The sequence below is a fragment of the Bacillus sp. AFS040349 genome (assembly GCF_002577655.1).
Taxonomy (GTDB): domain Bacteria; phylum Bacillota; class Bacilli; order Bacillales; family Bacillaceae; genus Metabacillus.
Genome location: NZ_NUMC01000130.1, coordinates 20,950 through 40,125 on the forward strand (window position 1 = coordinate 20,950; position 19,176 = coordinate 40,125).

General features: G+C 30.9%; 20 protein-coding genes. 3 read left to right on the plus strand and 17 right to left on the minus strand.

Translation table 11 applies throughout. The annotated features are described in order from the left end of the window. The first annotated feature begins 154 nt into the window (after positions 1 to 154). A complete protein-coding gene (locus COD11_RS27090) occupies positions 155 to 304 on the plus strand; it encodes a hypothetical protein (RefSeq protein ID WP_176551202.1) in 150 nt (49 codons plus the stop codon). 592 nt (positions 305 to 896) lie between these two features. Here the strand turns inward: COD11_RS27090 and COD11_RS22375 are convergent. From COD11_RS22375 to COD11_RS22390, 4 genes are all read right to left on the minus strand, one after another. Further along, positions 897 to 1,082 (minus strand): hypothetical protein, encoded by a 186-nt coding sequence (locus COD11_RS22375; protein ID WP_098799120.1) that lies wholly within the window; start codon positions 1,080 to 1,082, stop codon positions 897 to 899. A gap of 314 nt (positions 1,083 to 1,396) precedes the next feature. Continuing rightward, positions 1,397 to 1,948 (minus strand): TlpA disulfide reductase family protein, encoded by a 552-nt coding sequence (locus COD11_RS22380; protein WP_098799121.1) that lies wholly within the window; start codon positions 1,946 to 1,948, stop codon positions 1,397 to 1,399. 268 nt (positions 1,949 to 2,216) lie between these two features. Beyond that, complete coding sequence (locus tag COD11_RS22385; protein WP_098799122.1) at positions 2,217 to 2,516, minus strand: YtpI family protein; 300 nt, start codon at positions 2,514 to 2,516, stop codon at positions 2,217 to 2,219. Between the two features lie 115 nt (positions 2,517 to 2,631). Continuing rightward, the gene (locus COD11_RS22390; RefSeq protein ID WP_098799123.1) at positions 2,632 to 4,038 is read right to left on the minus strand and encodes a fused MFS/spermidine synthase; all 1,407 of its coding nucleotides are present in this window, start codon (positions 4,036 to 4,038) and stop codon (positions 2,632 to 2,634) included. A gap of 446 nt (positions 4,039 to 4,484) precedes the next feature. On the opposite strand from COD11_RS22390, the gene COD11_RS22395 reads away from it, so the two are divergent. Continuing rightward, a complete protein-coding gene (locus COD11_RS22395; RefSeq protein WP_098799124.1) occupies positions 4,485 to 5,300 on the plus strand; it encodes a ZIP family metal transporter in 816 nt (271 codons plus the stop codon). A 62-nt stretch (positions 5,301 to 5,362) separates the two neighbouring features. Here the strand turns inward: COD11_RS22395 and COD11_RS22400 are convergent, their stop codons facing one another. The 4 genes from COD11_RS22400 to COD11_RS22415 form a co-directional block, all read right to left on the minus strand. After that, positions 5,363 to 5,734: a multicopper oxidase domain-containing protein gene (locus tag COD11_RS22400; RefSeq protein WP_098799125.1), complete on the minus strand. Its 372-nt coding sequence runs from the start codon at positions 5,732 to 5,734 to the stop codon at positions 5,363 to 5,365. Beyond that, a complete protein-coding gene (locus tag COD11_RS22405) occupies positions 5,718 to 6,272 on the minus strand; it encodes a multicopper oxidase domain-containing protein (RefSeq protein ID WP_098799126.1) in 555 nt (184 codons plus the stop codon). The genes COD11_RS22400 and COD11_RS22405 overlap by 17 nt, the downstream gene beginning before the upstream one ends. A 467-nt stretch (positions 6,273 to 6,739) precedes the next feature. After that, positions 6,740 to 8,668, minus strand: a complete 1,929-nt coding sequence (gene ltaS, locus COD11_RS22410; protein ID WP_098799127.1) for a lipoteichoic acid synthase — start codon at positions 8,666 to 8,668, stop codon at positions 6,740 to 6,742. 557 nt (positions 8,669 to 9,225) lie between these two features. Beyond that, positions 9,226 to 9,834 (minus strand): YdhK family protein, encoded by a 609-nt coding sequence (locus COD11_RS22415; RefSeq protein WP_098799128.1) that lies wholly within the window; start codon positions 9,832 to 9,834, stop codon positions 9,226 to 9,228. Between the two features lie 603 nt (positions 9,835 to 10,437). Between COD11_RS22415 and asnB the strand changes: the two genes are divergently transcribed. Beyond that, the gene (gene asnB, locus COD11_RS22420; protein WP_098799129.1) at positions 10,438 to 12,330 is read left to right on the plus strand and encodes an asparagine synthase (glutamine-hydrolyzing); all 1,893 of its coding nucleotides are present in this window, start codon (positions 10,438 to 10,440) and stop codon (positions 12,328 to 12,330) included. Positions 12,331 to 12,549: 219 nt separating this feature from the next. Here asnB and COD11_RS22425 read toward each other — a convergent pair whose 3' ends face one another. The 9 genes from COD11_RS22425 to COD11_RS22455 form a co-directional block, all read right to left on the minus strand. Further along, positions 12,550 to 13,035 carry a C39 family peptidase gene (locus tag COD11_RS22425; protein WP_255301682.1) on the minus strand — a complete coding sequence of 162 codons (486 nt, stop codon included), beginning with the start codon at positions 13,033 to 13,035 and terminating at the stop codon, positions 12,550 to 12,552. A 66-nt stretch (positions 13,036 to 13,101) separates the two neighbouring features. Further along, positions 13,102 to 13,320: a hypothetical protein gene (locus COD11_RS27745; RefSeq protein ID WP_255301680.1), complete on the minus strand. Its 219-nt coding sequence runs from the start codon at positions 13,318 to 13,320 to the stop codon at positions 13,102 to 13,104. A gap of 12 nt (positions 13,321 to 13,332) precedes the next feature. Continuing rightward, complete coding sequence (locus COD11_RS22430) at positions 13,333 to 13,542, minus strand: hypothetical protein (RefSeq protein ID WP_098799130.1); 210 nt, start codon at positions 13,540 to 13,542, stop codon at positions 13,333 to 13,335. Positions 13,543 to 14,673: 1,131 nt separating this feature from the next. Beyond that, complete coding sequence (locus COD11_RS22435; RefSeq protein ID WP_098799131.1) at positions 14,674 to 15,618, minus strand: metal ABC transporter substrate-binding protein; 945 nt, start codon at positions 15,616 to 15,618, stop codon at positions 14,674 to 14,676. Between the two features lie 200 nt (positions 15,619 to 15,818). Next, complete coding sequence (gene lhaT, locus COD11_RS22440) at positions 15,819 to 16,406, minus strand: lipoprotein heptaprenylglyceryl N-acetyltransferase LhaT (RefSeq protein ID WP_098799132.1); 588 nt, start codon at positions 16,404 to 16,406, stop codon at positions 15,819 to 15,821. A gap of 192 nt (positions 16,407 to 16,598) precedes the next feature. Continuing rightward, positions 16,599 to 17,156, minus strand: a complete 558-nt coding sequence (locus COD11_RS22445) for an RNA polymerase sigma factor (protein ID WP_098799133.1) — start codon at positions 17,154 to 17,156, stop codon at positions 16,599 to 16,601. 411 nt (positions 17,157 to 17,567) lie between these two features. After that, complete coding sequence (locus COD11_RS28265; protein WP_141549736.1) at positions 17,568 to 17,747, minus strand: C39 family peptidase; 180 nt, start codon at positions 17,745 to 17,747, stop codon at positions 17,568 to 17,570. A gap of 273 nt (positions 17,748 to 18,020) precedes the next feature. Next, positions 18,021 to 18,230 (minus strand): AbrB/MazE/SpoVT family DNA-binding domain-containing protein, encoded by a 210-nt coding sequence (locus COD11_RS22450; protein ID WP_098799134.1) that lies wholly within the window; start codon positions 18,228 to 18,230, stop codon positions 18,021 to 18,023. A gap of 105 nt (positions 18,231 to 18,335) precedes the next feature. Next, positions 18,336 to 19,052: a YwmB family TATA-box binding protein gene (locus tag COD11_RS22455; RefSeq protein ID WP_098799135.1), complete on the minus strand. Its 717-nt coding sequence runs from the start codon at positions 19,050 to 19,052 to the stop codon at positions 18,336 to 18,338. Positions 19,053 to 19,176: the final 124 nt, after the last annotated feature.

Below are 19,176 nucleotides of genomic sequence, written 5' to 3' on the forward strand. Positions count from 1 at the left end.
TATCGGGAATAAAATTATTAATAACTATATAGTGAATTTAGTTAGGTGATTTATAATAGTAACCGATTTTTCTTTGGTCTTTTTAGGGGATAGAACACGTAGAAATCCAGACAAAATAATCGAAGAAACTTAAAATAAAATTGGAGGTTATTTTATGTCTTTTGAGCAATTGTTGCCAATTGTCCCTTCCCCTTGCTATTATCTTTGCAATATGGACAAAACAAGTAATTCCATCGTTGTTTATTGGATTATGGCTCGAAAGCTTGTTATATATTGCTCTGTTATCCATAACATCGGCTCTTAACTTTCCATCAATGAAAGCATTAATGCAAGAACATCAAATAAAAAAACTAATGAAAAATTTGCCAAAAGCCCTAATTATGCTTTCGAGTTCTCAAAAGAAATTACCGATGGAAAAGAAAATGAAGACAAAGCTGAAACAGCAAAGGACCAAATGGGTGTGGCGATGAAAGGAAAAGAGAAGAAAATGGATCACGGGCATATGAAGATGGGGTTGAGGATGAAAAGTCTGCGCTTAAACCTCGTATAATGAATTTATTATTCCTGTCGCTAATCTTCTTCCATTAAGCTTTATTCTCATGTGGGATAGTGATGAACCATCGAGAATGATGTTATTAGCACTTATCATAACAACAATAGCATCATCCGTTTTATATCTCTTTCAAGTTGTTCAATTTAAAAAAAACACCAATCACTTTATAAATGGCGACAATAAATTAATGACCACGATTATTATCCTCGCTCTTGCATGTCAATTTCTGATCTATCACAAGATCTTTGTTTAATCACATTGATTCAAGAATTATTTATAGGAACAATTACACCTGTATGGGTTCCATTTATTGTATTTATTGTTACAGCTGCCATTACTATTTTTATCGGTTATCTTGGCGGGCATAGGCATTAATGATGCCAGTTGCTATCCCATTGGCAGAGACAACAAGGAGTTCTGTTCCATTAGTTATAGCTGCAGTTTTCTCATGAGGTACTTTTGGTGATGTAGCCTCTCCTGTTTCTGGAATGCCCGGTATGTCAGTTAATATTACAGGAGAGATGATCATATGAAATATGTCAAAGTCATGACTCCTTGTAATATGACTGCAGCCGCCCTAACTGCAGTGTTATTTTTAGCCGTTTTTTTTACTTGATTTAAATCATGTAAAAATGGAATCATAAACTGCTTCCATTTTTATTATTTCTTTTAATTAAGACTCCTATTTCTTACGATTAATCGAAAAACTAGTAAACACTTTATTACCATTTTTCAAAGTTAAAACAGTAAAAATTAGTATTTAAAAACTTTTAGTAAGGAATTAAACATTTATACTTTATACAAAGGGACACTATTTGAACACATCATTTAATAATAATCTTCTTATTGAGCAGACAGTTTTTTAAATTTTTGAGCTAGTAATTCAGATCCACCATACCCTGTTAGGATATCGACAATGATTCCTTCCTTATTTATAAAAAATGTAGTTGGAATAGCAGTTACACGATACTTTGTTGAAATCATATCACCTTTATCTAACAAAACTGGGAATTTAAAACCATAATCTTCAGCAAATTGTTTTGCTTCTTTCACCATATCACTTCCAGTCATGTTGATCGCATATACTTCTACTTTTCCTTGGTATTTTTCATATAATTCAACTAATTCTGGTGCTTCAAGTTTACACGGTCCACACCATGATGCCCAAAAATTAATTACTATAGGAGTTCCCCTTGCAGAATCCAAAGAATATTCTTTCCCGTCTAAACCAATAAGAGTAAATAAAGGGGCTTTAAAGTTTACTTGTGGGCTTTCTTTTATTTCGTCAATATTAGCAACTTTATTGTTGTTAGCATTTTTATTTTGTTGATAAATGGTAGAGGAGATCACCCCTATAATGCCTAAGATTAAAATTACTCTCATAATTTTTTTCATGAAAAATCCCTCCGAATAAAGACTTGTACATTATATAGGACTAATTTTCAAATTATTCCCCCTTTTTCCAGCTGGAATAGCGAAAAATATGAGAGTAACCTCAGGTTATTTTATGTTTATTAAATCAAAATTTGCAATTATTATTCTTTAAAAATGTTAATCAAAAAAGTACAGTTAAACTTTCGACAAAGATTTTTCAATTCAAATCTCGGTTGTTTTTAAAATCAATAAGCCAAGAAAAGCTATAAACTGATATTTGGCAAACACATTAAAGTGATTGATCTTTTTCATTTTCAGTAGTCGGTATATACCATTTATATTCTCGAATAGCTAATATTGTACTTGCGAAACCTACTAAGCCAAAAATCACTCCAACTATTAAGCTAATAATTGAAAGATTAAGAATTAACTGATTTAAACCATACAATCCTAAAAACAACCCTAACGCAATTCTAGATTTCACTGATATCAACTTTTTTTCAATAGGTAGGTTACTTTTTAAAAATTTCACCTTTAAATAAAGATAAAAGAATAAAGAACTTAATATTAGGATAACTATTACATTCATATGTAACACCTCTTAGTTTTTAATTATTTAAATACATGACTATTTCTCGGATGAAAATTCTTGCAGATATGCTATGAACCTTTCAATATCATGTGTCTTTCTTAACCAAATTTTTTTAATTTAGATTATGCAACTTTGTATCTCCATCTAAGATTAACTTGCCTTCTTTAACCTTCACAATTTGCTGTCCTTTTACCTTTTTATCATCAAGATGCTTTTTACTCCCGACAATAGTTAAGTTTTGTAACCCATCCTTTTCTCCATTTGCAAATATGTACACATATGGATATACACTTTTTAACGTTGTATTTATAGATTCGATCAATATATCCTTTTTTGGGTTTCCAATAGAATTAATAATTAAAACTCCATTATCATTCAACTTTTCGATTGTTAAATAAAAAAATTCCTTTGAAGTTAAGTGAAAAGGTATTTGAACTGTATTGTTATATGCATCTAATACAATTACATCAAACTTATCTTGTTCCTCTTTTAAAATTTTTCTGCCATCACCAATTTCGACACTGTTACCTTTATATCGAAAATACCTCCGACTTATCTCCAAAACATCCTTGTCTATTTCCGCAACTTTTACATCTTTATTTTCTTGTTCATATTTTCTTGTTAGCGTGCCTATTCCATGCCCTATAATAAATACTTTGTCGCTATCTTGTGCAAAGGTATTGGAGATCTCCCATATGTTTTTTGCATAATCTAATACCAATTTATTAGGGTGATTTATATCTACCATACCTTGAATGGTTGTCTCATTTCCGAATGTAAGATATCGATAATTTCCATTACTACCATTATAATAATCTGATTCGTATACAAAGATGTTATGATAGAGGCTTGTTGTTTTATATAAAATTTCAGAGGACTGTAATTTTGTTGATAAAAAGGGCATCATAACGAAAATAATGGAAATTAACAATAATATCATTTGTGATTTTGTTTTCGCTTCAAAATAGATTAAAAAAACTATAAATATCATACAAGCAAATATACCAATAACCGAATTGATATGTACTGATGGAATAAGGAAAAAAGTGGTCACCAACGTCCCCATTACACTCCCCATAGCCGATGCCGTATGAAGATTACCAATTATTTTTCCACTTACATGATTATCCAGTCGGTCTTTCATTAAAACCGTAACAATACTACTAAATGTCAAATTGGGCACAAAATATAGAGTAACTACTCCAATCGTAGTTCCCCATATACTTGATAGAGACTCTAAATAAGGGAAAATACTACTCTTAAGCATAGGAATGAGAGCAATAGTTAATATCCCAAAAATATAGAGATACTGCATGATTTTATTAACAGCTTTTTGGTCCGCAACATATCCGCCAATTATATACCCCGTTGATGAACCAATAAGAAAAATTGAAATTATGATCCCCCAAGTGTAAACGGTGTTACCAAACGTAGGTGCAATATACCGAGTAGCAGTCATCTCAAGTCCCATAATTATAAAACTAACAATAAAAAGTTTAAAATAAATTTTTTTACTCATCGTTAAACTCCATTTCTTAGTACTAATAGGTGTTATATTTTATTTAACATTTACATAGCATTTTAAGTATTTATCTATAATAGGAATACTTTTTCCATTTTCGATATTTAAAATTAACTATAAATACAATCCTTATAAGTATTAACAAAAAAATATGTAGAAAATTTGTACTTACTTAAATTAGTTCAACTAAAACTAAACATATGATATTTTTCTTACCTATTGTACGTAATCCTATATTCTTTACCTTATAAATGATAAATTGATTTAGTATTATTTCTAAACTTTTTTTCCAAATAGGTTTGACTATTAATAAAAAGCATTTTTTACTTTATCTATAATTTTTGCATGTACAAAAATATTTTGTAATAATTTCTTCAATAGTCCAAACTAACTTTAATAAGATATAAAGAAAAAAATTATCACCCTTATCTGGAGGAGATAAAATGTTTGATACTTTTTTAAATCTTGATCCTGTTTTACAAGCATTAATAGGTACCCTATTTACTTGGGGAATGACTGCTCTTGGAGCTGGTTTAGTTTTTACAACTAAAACTGTTAATGATAAATTTCTTGATAGTATGTTAGGTTTCGCAGGTGGGGTTATGATTGCAGCAAGCTTTTGGTCACTCCTATCTCCAGCCATCGAAATGTCCCAGGGTGGTATTCTACCTACCTGGCTACCAGCTGCTATTGGATTTTTATTAGGGGGGCTTTTTTTGTGGGTGGTTGATAAAATTCTTCCACATCTACACCCTAACTCGCCAATTGACGAAGCAGAGGGCATCCGTCCATCAACTAAAAAACGCAGTACATTACTCGTTCTTGCGATAACACTTCATAATATACCAGAAGGACTTGCAATAGGTGTTGCCTTCGGTGCTGTTGCAGCAGGGTTTCCTTCAGCTTCTATAACAGCTGCAATTGCTTTGGCAATAGGTATTGGAATACAAAATTTCCCCGAAGGAGTAGCAGTTTCTTTTCCATTAAGAAAAGATGGTTTTTCAAGACGAAAAAGTTTCTTTTACGGACAGTTTTCAGGTATGGTTGAGCCAATTGCTGCCATGCTTGGAGCAGCAGCTGTAATATTTATAGAACCACTTTTACCTTTCGCATTAGCTTTTGCTGCAGGTGCAATGATTTTTGTGGTAGCAGAAGAAGTTATTCCGGGATCCCAAGAAAAGGGGAATAAAGACTTAGCATCTTTAAGCTTAATGGTGGGGTTCACAATTATGATGATTTTGGATGTTGCACTTGGATAACTGTCTCTTAATTATAATAGAAAGCACAAGCTCCTTAATAATTATGTAGGAGCCTGTGCTTTTTATTTATAATGTAAACGAGTAATCATCCCGCCAGGAGTTACTCCATTATTAGTTTGATGGAAAGTTTTCGTGCCATTTATTGGCCATATACCTGGATTATTCGATATAAACTCTATAGAACGCCTTCTCCCTGAAGGTACATTTAACGTATCAAAGTGCTTATATCTAGGAAAACCATCTATTTCAATCAATCGAAAATCATGACCATGAACATGCATTGAGTGTGCTGCATTTGATTTATTAATGAAACGTATTCTAATTTTATCACCGTATTTTGTGTTTAATGGACTTGTACTCGGAAACGCTTTACCATTAATGGTGAAAAAGTTGGGATTCACATCAAATTTTTGAGGTTTATATACTCCGGGTATTACCTTTCCAACCTCCCCTTGGGGAAGTTCCCATTGCTATAAAAATTAAAACGTAGTCTTTTTTAGGCAAATGTTTTTGATATTGTGGGATAACTACAAATCCACCAATCATACCTAAACTTATGTGCAAAGGGTTTCCGGCATGATAAAAAAATGTTCCACATTGCCATGCTTGAAAACGATACGTATAACTCTGTCCAGGTTTAATTTTAGGAGTAGGTTCTATCTCAGGGATTCCATCTTGAGAATTAGGTTTTGACAAACCATGTACATGTAAGCTTGTTGGTTCATCAAAATGGTTTACTAGTTCAATATATACCCATTCCCCTTGCTTTAGTATTAGTAATGGACCAGGAGTCATTCCATTGTAGCCTAATCCATTTATTATTACTTCCGGTAGAATTTTATGTTTAATAGGTTCAGCAATTAACTTAAAATATCTTCCATTGCCCATAGTTTGGTAATCAGCAATTTTTCCATCCGGGTATGCAATCCTACTTTCCCACTTATCTATGGCTTCCACCTTCCTTTTGAGCAAACTATGTTAACATCACTTAATGAAAACCTTCTCTTTTACTTTTTTAATCCTTTCTACTGGATCCATTAAATTTGACCCTAACCATTATATGCGAGTAAGAAAAAAATATAACCAAGACATTACTAGCTTTGTACTAACACTTTCTAATTTCCAGTTAACATTATTAAGTTAAGATAGTTTAAATGCGAAAATTTTCGCGTAATCGTGTTTTAAAGAACCTTATAATTAATCAACTTAATGAAGATACATGGGTTATTAATTAATTCTGACTATACATCTCCTTATTCCCCTTCCTAAAAAGTGATGTATCTTATACTCGTTTTTAAATTACCAATTATTACAACCAAAACGTAGAAGTACCTTCAACTCAGGATTAACTAATTTTTAAAATCGAAAAAGCTGTTAAGAGACTATACTCTCAACAGCTTTACATGTAGGGTTATTAAATTAACCGTTTTTTGGAACATTTAATTTAATGTATGATTTTTATTATATTCGTATTGAGATCGATCAACTGGAACAAAGTCTTCCGGTGTATAGAATCGTAATAAATCTCCATTTACAACTCTATCAGAAAACCCTAATTTTATTTTCACTATTTCCTCAAATCTTGTGATCTCATTACTTTTCTCAATTTCATTTCCTGAACTATCATAGTATTTTCCATTAATTGAACTTACCGTCGGACTTATAAAATCTCCATTTCTGAATGCTACTAATTGTTTATGTTCCGATGATAATAAGTCGGTACCAAATTGAACATATTTTTTAGAATCAATACCTAACAAGTGAAGAAGTGTAGGAAGTACATCAATTTGTCCACCAAATTTATTTATAACTCCTCCTTCAATACCAGGAACACTAATAATCAATGGTACTCGCTGTAAACCGGCATATTCAAATGGAGTTATTTCTTTTCCAATTACTTTCTCCATCGCTTCGTTACGATTTGCCGAATTACCATAATGATCGCCGTACAAAACAATTACTGATTTATCGTATAAGCCGGATTCCTTTAAATAGTCAAAAAATTGCTTTACGGACTCGTCCAAATAACGGGCTGTTTGAAAATAGCGGTCAACAGTTCCATCCCCTGTATTATGCGGACCAATCGTTGCATCCTCTTCTTCAATAGGATAAGGAAAATGGTTAGATAATGTAATAAATTTTGTATAGAATGGTTGCTGTAAAGATTCTAGCATTGGTATTGACTGCTCAAAAAATGGCTTATCTTTCAATCCATAATTTAAGACTTCTTCGGGATTCATATTATAATAACTAGAATCAAAAAAATTTTCATACCCAAATGATTTATAGATTTCATTACGATTCCAAAATGATCCTGTATTACCATGAAAAACAGCTGTTGTATAACCTTGTTGGCTTAAAATTGCAGGAGCCGCTTGATACGAATTCAAACCTTTTGTTGAAAAAGCTGATCCCTGCGGTAATCCGAATAATGAATTTTCTAACATAAATTCAGCATCTGATGATTTTCCTTGAGCTGTCTGGTGAAAGAAATTCGGAAAATATAATGTATTTAAATCCTTTGTTAGTGAATTCAAAAACGGAGTAACTTCCTCCCCATTTAGTTTGTAATTAATAATAAAGTTTTGCAGAGATTCCAAATGAATATAGATAACATTCATACCCTTTGCAACCCCAAAGTACTTTGGATTAGGCGAAGCATAATTTGACCTCGTATAATTTATAACTTCAGTGATATCGTTACTATCAGCCATGACTCGTTGAGCAGAAGATCTCGTACTTTGAACAGCATCATAAATCGTATAGTTATACATACCTAGATACTTTACAATATAATTTCGATCAAACGTTCTTGTTAATAACTGTGGACGATCCATTTCTGCCAATGCTAGATTTGTACCCATCAAAATAATGGCTGAAGTAAAAATACATATAATTTTACGACGTCCTAGTTGAATTGGCTCAAGTTTCATAATAGGTAGTGTTGCTATGATCAGTAAAATGAATGTATCAAGAAAATATAATAGGTCATGAGGTTTTAACAAAGCAACAATATTCCCACTAACGTCACCAATATTTTGAGTCTGTGTTAATGTTGGTAAAGTTACAAAATCATTAAAGAATCGATAGTATAATATATTTGCATACAGTACAAATGATAGAAGTAAATTAATAATAATAATCCATGTATATGGTTTTTTACCTCTTGTAAAGAGAGCAAATCCTAGGAAAAAAATTGCTGAACCTAGAGGATTCATAAATAATAAAAATTTCTGTATTGAATTATCGATTCCTAAATTGAACTCGACTAGCTGTGCTAGATATGTTTTAACCCAGAGGAAAATTACAGCCAAGAAGAAAAAGCCAAGATAAGTATTCATTTGATTTTTATCAATAATATTTTTCATTATTTTCACCTACTTAATTTTAATATATGGACTATTCTATAAAAATCAAAATCCCTTTTCAAACTAGTTAATAGACTAATATAATCGAACTACTTATAAGTGATTATTTCCTATTTATTGTTTTATCAAAGATAACTTTACCAAACTAACTTTGAAACAAAGATCCAAAGGCTTATAAGAATTACAAATTGAAAAAAGGAAATTCTTAAAGTTCAAGAATTTTTAGTGAATAGGACACTAATAATACAATACAACCTCATAAGCTAGAGACTTTATAGGGTATGAATAGATTATTATCTAACATAAATATGTAGATTTATTGTAGTCAAATTTTTGTCACAATTTTTCCGCTTTCAAAAAATAAACCCTGAGCTAAAATACTAGATACTCCTTGTTTGGTAATAAACACTTAAATCATTAAGGGGTTGTTTAAAATACAAGGTTAAATCAAAATACGATACCCCATTATTCCGAAATAAACCTAAAAAAAAGAGTTTTTCCATTATGGAAAAACTCTTTAGGTTAGTTAAAAAATATAATTCTTGTTTATTCATCATTTACTCTTTTGGTGACAGTTCACTTTCTGTTACCCATTTATGATTTTTTACTTCTTCTCCTCCATTAGTTGGAGTGTAGTCGACCATATACACTGTCATTTCTTCAGCTGAATCTATTTCGGCTGTTACTCCTTCCATACCCTCCATATGACTTGCTTCTATGGATACTTCCGTTCCAGGTTCAAACGGTTCTTCACCTGCATCTTTAATCTCTTCATGAATAACCCATTTGTGGTTTTCTACTCTTTCTCCACCAGTTGTCGGAGTATACGATATAGTATAAACTGTAGTATCATACGCTGCTACAATAGTTGCTACAGCCCCCTTCATACCTTCCATATGAGCATCATTTATAATCGCTTGACTTCCAACTTTATAGGTTGGATTTTTCGCCACTTCCAAACCTTCAGGGACTTCCCCCGAGTTGTTCATATCCATATTACTATGATCCATACCTTCCATGTCTTCTGTTTCTTCAGTGATTTCTTTATCCTCTGTGTTTTCTGTGGTCTCATTGTTTTCTTTGTTTCCATCATTATCGTTTGCACATGCCCCCAATACTAGGAACAGTGCTGTAAATAATGAAAATATTATTGTTTTTTTGATCATAAATATCCTCCTTTATATTTGACTATATCATACCAAAAAAATATACCAAAAACATACAGTAAGCTCAGGAGAGGTATTTTCTATATTTTTCAAAAATAAAAAGAACTTAATCATTTTATTTCCAGAACCTTGTATATATAGACACCTTTTGAGTAACCAATTTTATTTTTCCCTTGCTTCAAAGGGAATACACCTTAAAAAATAATTGGAGTGGCTGAAAATGTTACAAAAGAAGTTATTAGGGGATAATTGTAAAATCAACTACAAAGCTAAAGTATCTTATAAATACTTTTTAATAAGATCGAGTTTCGATTACATCCTATCTTAAAAATGATACCAAAACACTGAAATGGAATCTGACCTATATTCCCCCTTTTGTTGGGTAAAGAGTAATTCTCAGGGTTTATACACTTTTACTAATACAAGATATTAATTTAGATTGAATAAAAACTTAGTATTTAGCTCTTTAACCAATTAAAAATAAACTGATTTTTTCAAAATTATAAAATTAAGAACTACACAATTTCTACAAATAATTAGGTTAATATATGAAATGAAATTTTATATGAAATTTAAAAGTTAATTATTGAGGTGGAAAAATATATGTGTGGATTTGTTGGGGTATTGTCTGATTTTGGACAGGAATCTGTAAATATAGATCAACAATTTGAAAGGATGAATAATGCGATTGTTCATCGCGGTCCAGATGATTCTGGGTATTATGTGGATAATCATATACAACTTGGATTTAGACGTTTGAGCATAATTGATATCGAGTCTGGTAGTCAACCTCTATCTTATGAAGATGAGAGATATTGGATTGTATTTAATGGTGAGATTTATAATTATATTGAACTGAGAAATGTATTAGAGAATGATGGATATACATTCAAAACGTCTTCTGACACAGAGGTAATTTTAGCTCTATATTGTAGTAGGAAGGAAAAAATGCTTGATTCTCTAAGAGGCATGTTCTCATTTTTAATTTGGGATCGAGAAGAAAAGCAATTATTTGGTGCACGAGACCCATTTGGTATTAAACCACTTTATTATCTTGAATTGTCTAATAAAATCTATTTTGCTTCCGAAAGAAAAAGTATTGTTTTAGGAACAGATCATGAATTTATCAACGGAGAATCTCTACACCATTATTTAACATTTCAATATGTCCCTGAGCCTTCTACTATGTCGAGAGATATTATGAAAGTAGAACCAGGCCATTACTTTATAAAGAAGCCTAAAGAGCAGTTAGTAATTAAAAGTTATTGGAAGCCAAAATTCAAGCCCGTGAGAAACGAATTTACTAAGTTAAAAAATGAACTAACAGACGCACTCTATAATTCAGTTAATATGCACATGCGTAGTGATGTGCCAGTTGGCTCTTTCTTATCAGGTGGTATAGACTCTAGCTTTGTGGTTTCTTTGGCTAAGGAAATTAATCCAAACATAAAAACATTCTCTGTAGGCTTTGCCACAGAGGGGTATAGTGAAATAGATATCGCAAAAGAAACTGCTAATGCACTTAATATTGAAAACATAGATTATGTTATAGAGCCAGAAGAGTTTATTAAAGAGCTTCCAAAGATTGTATGGCATTTAGATGATCCACTTGCTGATCCCGCAGCTGTTCCTTTATATTTTGTTGCTAGGGAAGCAAGAAAGCATGTTAAGGTTGTATTATCAGGTGAAGGTGCAGATGAACTTTTTGGGGGGTATAATATTTATAGAGAACCATTTGATCTAAGACTATTTGAAACAATCCCCCAGTCAATTAAAGGTTCAATAAATTTCTTAGCTAAAATTCTACCAGATGGTGTTAAGGGAAAAAGTTTTATTGAAAGAGGATGTACTCCACTTGAAGACAGATACATTGGTAACGCAAAGATTTTTAAAGATGAGGAAATTAAAAAAATGTTAAGAATGTATTGGGATAATGTTACTTTTAAAAATATAACACTTCCTTTTTATAATGAAGCCAAAGACTATGACAGCGTGACAAAGATGCAACATATTGACATCAATACTTGGCTAAGAGGAGATATCTTACTAAAGGCGGACAAAATGACAATGGCTAACTCTTTGGAGTTACGAGTACCATTTCTTGATAAAGAGGTTTTTAACATAGCTTCAAAAATTCCAACAGAAATGAAAATTGCCGAAAATACAACAAAATATATCCTTAGGAAAGCTGCTGAAGGGATCGTTCCTTCACACGTTTTAAATAGGAAGAAGTTAGGTTTCCCAGTTCCAATTAGAAACTGGTTTAAAGAAGAAATACATGATTGGACAGTAAATATAATTAAGGATAGTGCAACAGACTATCTAATCAATAAAGAGCAAGTTCTAACACTCTTGCACCAGCACTGCGCTGGGCAAAAAGATAACAGTAGAAAGCTTTGGACAATCCTTATCTTTATGGTATGGCATCAAGTTTTTATTGAAAAGAAATATACTTTTAACAATGAAGCGGAAGCTAGTAATATACCACTCACATAAGAGCCTAATGAGCAATGCACGCCTTGTAATTTAATGAAATTATTAGTTAATTCTTAGAGGAAGACATCTATAAGTATAATCAGATGTCTTCCTTTTTTTACAAAATAATTTACATGTAGCTATCAAAATTATGTACTTACTTTTGTTTATAATGTATCACCAATCTTATCAAAGTAGATTACGAATTTAATCCTGATAAAAGAACAGAAAGGAGAACCCTTAAGAATTAACATATGAAATTGCTTGACTCCCCATTTGAACCCATCCTTCTATAAAATCCTTATTGTCTACCTTTCTATTTTTTAAATTAGCTAAAGGATCATTAAAATATACATATTTTTCATCATACCCTGTTATTAATACAGCATGTTCTCTCATTGTGATTTTAACTTTTCCAGTAGGTGTATGCCATGTTTGAAATTGTGAATCAGGTAGCTCTTTAAACCACGAGTTATGGATCACAAGTACAGGTCTTCCCTCACTGACAGGGTATAATATATCATTAAATTCACTCCCAGTCATATCAGTTACGCGATTAGGAATATATTTTTTAGCTAATTCAGCTAAAGGCCCGTGATATACTCCGTAACCTGGAGTTTTTAGTGAATACATATCCCCAACGAATCCATCATACGGATTTCCGAAAAATATTTTCCCATTTACCTTTTTGAATGGTGTTGGATCCCTCTTAATTTCTTTTGCCAGTTTAGTTTTTTTACTTTCTCCTCAGGTATGCCTGCTGCTTGTAACATCATAGATAATGAGGTTACTTCACATCCCCCTTGGTAATTGAGGTAACTGGGCAATAATCGGAGCATCGATCAATTTTGTTTTTACCGGTAGCATTTTTGGATTTTCCCAAACTAAATTTTTGTCCCCTCTAAAAAAAACAGTTGATTCATTAAAATCTTTTGCATAGGTAACGGCTTCTTTAAATGATTGAAATCCTTTCTCAAAATCACCGCTTACAAATACAACATATTCATACAAACCATCCCACGTTCACTCATCATTTTCCTGTTGATTCTTTACTTCTATTTCTTTACCGAGTTCATATGGTGAATTTGTTAATAAGATTTGATTATCCGGAACGTCATTGCCTTCTTGAGAAATTTCATCACCCATGTCTATTATCTTGGTTTCTTGGCTATTTGAACAACTCGTTAAAATCAATAAGGTAAAAAACAAAGAAGTCCATCCAACCTTACGCATAATAACCTCCTAAAAATTAAAATATAATACTAATTTTCCTAAATAAACAATAATTAAACTGACCAACACTAAAAAACAAAATACAGTCTTCTGATCTAATTGATATTACATATTCTTTTTTAAATCCTAACTTAATTGGAAAATCATTTCATCTATAACATATATTGTTTACTGTAGAAAAATTGGAGGTTGATTGTTTTGCTTTAGCTAAAAAAATACAAAGAATAATTTGGAGAGCAAAAATTTGAAGGATTTCCATGTTCTTGTTGAATTAACGGCTCTGTTAAAGGAAAAATATTGATAATACATTTAAAATGAGAGAATGAGTTCCTCAATCAATTTTATTTAATTATTAAATTTCTTATTATAACTTATTTTGCAGTCCCACCCACAGCAGCAGCGCAGGAGTTAAGGCAAAAAAGAATGGATGATTAAAACCCGCTGGAATTCCTGTGAAATTCAGGATTGATTGGATAGTTCCAAAATATAAAAATTCAAAGAAGAAATCTGCTTCAGGATTAATACTCTCAAATATAACAACAAACTAAAAATTGGTATCAGTAATACGGTTCCTATATTTTTAAATACTGAATTTTTATTATTCAAAAACCCCCCAAAAGAAAAATACAGACATAAAGAGATTATAAAAACTATAATAAAATATTCCTGGTTGACTCCATTGCCCCATACTCCAATGTTAATGACACCACAAATTACTACTATTAAAATATGAAATAAAAAGGGTTTAACATTACCTATCAAGCATATTTTAACCTCTCCTACAACTGTTTATTCGCGATAACCTTAAAGGTATCAAAAATTCCTTGTACCATGTAAGTATCCTGGGTTTTTGTTATTAACCATCTAACACACAAGTTTTTTGTTAGCAGTTAACATTTAATATGCAGGCATACGCTTCCTTCTTTAGTACAATACAATTGTCAATTAAACAGTGAGGTGTTCTATATCTTATCAATTTATAACTTTAAAACAGCCAAATTTAAATAAGCAACCTGAATGTAGAAGGTTTATACAATCAGGTTACTTATTGAATTTTAATATGATATTTAGCAATATGATTTAAAATTAATCACTATTCCAATAGATAAATTGTGCTTTAGTTGGTGGGTGTTACTTTAAGGATTTCTGAAGTGTAGATATATTTTCACGCATTATACTAAAATAATCATCATTATTTTTTATATCCTCGTCGGTTAATGCTTCTAAATTGTGTACTGTTAGTACCTCTGCACCAATTTCCTTTCTTACAACATCAGCAACCTTGTTAGAAACATTTGGTTCAAATAAAATATACGAAATATTATTTTCTTTAGAGAAGTCAATAATTTCTTTAAGTGCTTTTTGAGATGGCTCTTGTGTTGGAGAAAGGCCACTTATTCCAATTTGTTTAAGGTTATATGCACTTGCCCAATAACCATATGCAGAATGAGATACAACAAAAGTTTTATTAGAAGACTGTTGCACCATCTCTTTAAAATCTAAATCTAAGCCTTCCAGGTCTTTCTTTAATTCTAAATAATTTTTTTCAAAGTAATCCTTTTCTTCCGGATAAAGCATCACGAAGGAATTCTTAATATTTTCAGCAAGTTGAATTGATTTAATTGGGTCTAACCATACATGTGGGTCAAAATCACCATGCTCCTCCTCTTCTCCATGATCTTCTTCCCCCTGTTCCTCTACAGCTTCTATAAGTTCAATGCCTTCAGATGCCTTTAGAATATCAACATTTTCATTCTTAACAGCATCTGTAATAGAATCTGTAAATCCTTCAATCCCAGTTCCCATGTATATAAATAGATCACCTTCTATAATTTCAACCATATCCTTGCTAGTCGGCTCAAATGAATGTGCCTCTGCACCAGGTGGTATGATCGTTTTAACCTCAACAAATTCACCACCAATTTTTTCCGAAAAGTCCTGTAGAGGGTAAATTGTGGTATAAACATTTAGAGGGATACCTTTGTCGTTATTTTTGGGTGAAGGTGAAGATTGATTACACCCCGTTAATAAGAATAATGAAATAAAGACTGCAAAAATGATAAGTTTTGTTTTCATCGACAATTCCCCTTTTCGTAATTATTACGATTTAGTGAATATTATTTAATATATTAGGCAAAAATATTACATTTTCAGATATTACAACAACATATTCTCCCTTGTCAATTAATCTCATTTACTATCTGGTAATAGATTTTCGTGAAGATGGAACCGCAAAAGTCATTAATTTGACAAGGATAATATATTATCCTTAGATTTTATAAAGTAAGGACTGGTTTTTTCCTTATACATAATATATAAGTTAGAAATATTGAAGTTATACTTAACCAAAATGAAAAATAGCCAATTTTCGGTATATATTGATCAAGTACACTATATTTAGGGAGCATAAAGAACACATAATCAATTACATCATTATGCAATATCCATAATGCTGCCACCATTAAATGCACAATTTTTATTCGGTAGTAAGGCGCATATAGTAATCCTTGGATAGCCATACCTGCGTGTGAAAGGATAAGCATATAACTAGACCAATGGAGATCACCTGTCACCCCATACACTAAAATGTTCATAACAACTGCCCAGATTCCGTATTTAAACAATGTAACAATTGCTAATGCCTCAACAAAAGGCCAATTTTTCTTTAATAAAAATGCAATTAATACAATAACAAAGAATAAGCTAGCAGTAGGACTATCTGGTACAAATACTAAAAATTTTGCTGGTGTCTCTGCTAATTGCCAGCCATACCAAATATAACCGTAAAATGTTCCTACTACATTTATTACTAATAACATCAATAAAAACCAGCGACACCAAATTAAATATATTAAATTCTTCATCATTGCACTCCTTGCTTTAGGGGATTGTCTTTATCCATGAACCTGTGAACTATTAATAAAGATTACAGACATTTCCCACACTATTGATTTTTCACTTGTATATGGCATATATCTTTACGTAAAGTCATTTACACCTGTAAAATTTTTTTACTAATAAATAGACATCTAAAAATAAGACTATCTATCTCTAAATTAATTTCCCTTATCCATAAAGTATTTCTCCTTTAACAAGCGTCTCCCTCTAAAGATATTATTTTTAACAAAACTAATATCTTTATTTAATAATTTGCTAATTTCTTTATACGTAAAGTGATTAAAATGATAAAGAATCAGTAGTTTCTTATATTTCATAGGTAAAGAATTAATAGTTGCATAAAGACTCTCTTTTTCAAGCCTTTTTAATGCTTCTAACTCTGCTGAGTTATGATTAGTAACTTTTAATTCTTCAAAATTCTCCGTTAAGACTATGGATTTAGTTTTACTTCTAAGGTAGTCAATGCACTGATTACGAGTTATTGAATATAACCACGATTTCATAGTAGACTTTTTTTCAAAAGTATCCCTTTTCAGAAATATTTTTAAATATACCTCTTGCATAATATCATCAACTAATGTCCAATCTTGAACATATTTAAAAGCTAAATAGCGGAGCTTTTTTTCATATTGATAAATTATCTTTTCTATTTCTTGTTCTGCCCAGAGTTCTGAAACAGGATTTTCTATCTCTTTCTTTCCAACAATTTTTTCAATCCTGGCTCATCCCCCTTCCTAAAACTTTCAGTATTATCTTAACATATTTTGGGAATAATAAGGATGAAAAATTACATTAACATGACAAAAATATTACGAATCTGTTACCGGGATCTCCTACTATATTTAAAGATGTCGCATAACAACTCATGAACCATACGTCAATATTAATTTAAAAAAGTCATTTAACTGCTATAGCTTGTTTCCCGATCTATTCCCATGCAGCAATAAAGTTTTCCTTTTTGATTTTCCTATCTTTTTGGTTCGTTAGAGAGTCATTAAAATGGATGAAATTTACATCATAATCAGTAACAACAACTGAATGTTCTCTATAAGTAATTTTAATTTGTCCGAGTTCAGTCACTCAAGTATCAAATTGTGAGTCAGGTAACTTTTAATATTTTGCATTTGTTATGATCCATACAGGCTGCTAATTTTTAATATATTTATGATTTCTAGCATTGATAAACTAGTAACTTCACAGCCTCTTGACAATTCTGGCAACTGTGAAAGTAAAGGAACATCTAACTGTTTCTCCGTTAAAACCTTTTCAACTTGGCTTTGGTTGTTAGAGAAATAAAAATAAGAAATGAAAGTAAACTATAACAAAAGAACAAGTTCCCATTTCGCTTATTTTTCTTATTTACATAAACCAATAATAAAATAACTGTAATGATACCTGTTGTAAAAAGGGTATCATTACAATTGTTCAACCTCACTGCTTATGTTTAATTTATGACACCTTTATATAATTATAGATTTTAGTCTATACTCATACTAATATATTAATATCAGGAATAAGATTAATCTGCTTTTCTTTCTTATCTATGACAACTCTAAATATAGCTTCATTGTTGAAATTGTTTAGCCTTCTAATCTCAGAAGGAATATGAATACTCCATTTTGACCAAAGACACACTTATTTTCTTTCTCATATCCAACTTTATTTGATAATATAATCTTTTCACCATCTAAAATTATATTGATTAAATCACCTAACTTGAAACCTATTTCTTTTCGGATCCAAGTAGGAATATATATTTGTCCCTTTTTTCCCATTCTTAGTTTATTCATGTTAGTCACCCCGGTTGTATTTATAAGGATTATGAGAATAGCTTAATAAATAAATTTGAAGAAATTATGTACTTTAATCATTTTCCTTCTAAATACTTTTAAAAACTAATACTCCGTAATAATAATTGGTGTACCAATTGTAATTTTTGATGTTTGATCACTTAGCTTCCTTACTCCAATTTGAATATTCATTATATTTTGTTCATCTAGTTTTAATTGTGTTTCCCAGTTACTGGTGTAACCAGAAACAGAAAGGAAACCTTTCTCATTAAGTTCTTCAACCTTTTTCCCATCAACTAAATCCAATAAATCCTTACTTATTGAATTATTACTTTCACCCTCATATGTAACTCCTTCAACAGTAAGGAATCTATTATTTTTTTTAAAATCAAATGGAATATTTAATTGATTAAGTACGTCATTACCTATAGATCCCTCAACAATTAATTGATATGTGTACGTTATTGAATACTCATGATTAGATGGTAAAACTGAAATGATTACTTTTTCTATAATATTACCCTTCTCCATAACTCCTGTTGCTTGATAATGATGTTCGTCAACTTCTTTGTCCCAAGAGTATCCATCTTCCTTTTTAAATATATCCCTTAGTTCATTTTTTACCATTCGTAACGGAACATTAGACTTTGTATCCTTTATATAAACCTTCCATTTTTGTATTTCAATGTTATTGGTTTCCGTTACTTTTTTAATATCCTCAAGTTCTTTAAAACTAGAGATGCTATATACACTAGTAAAATTGTTAATTATAATAATAGTTAAAATAGTGATTATTGTTATATTAATATATCGATTTCTCATAAACAGATCACCTCCTCAACATTATGGATAATTATTTGTCGATGTATACCTGTTTTTTCATTTTATTAATAAAATTTTTTAATAATTTTTTAAACTACATATTTTCTTCATAAATAAGAGTTAA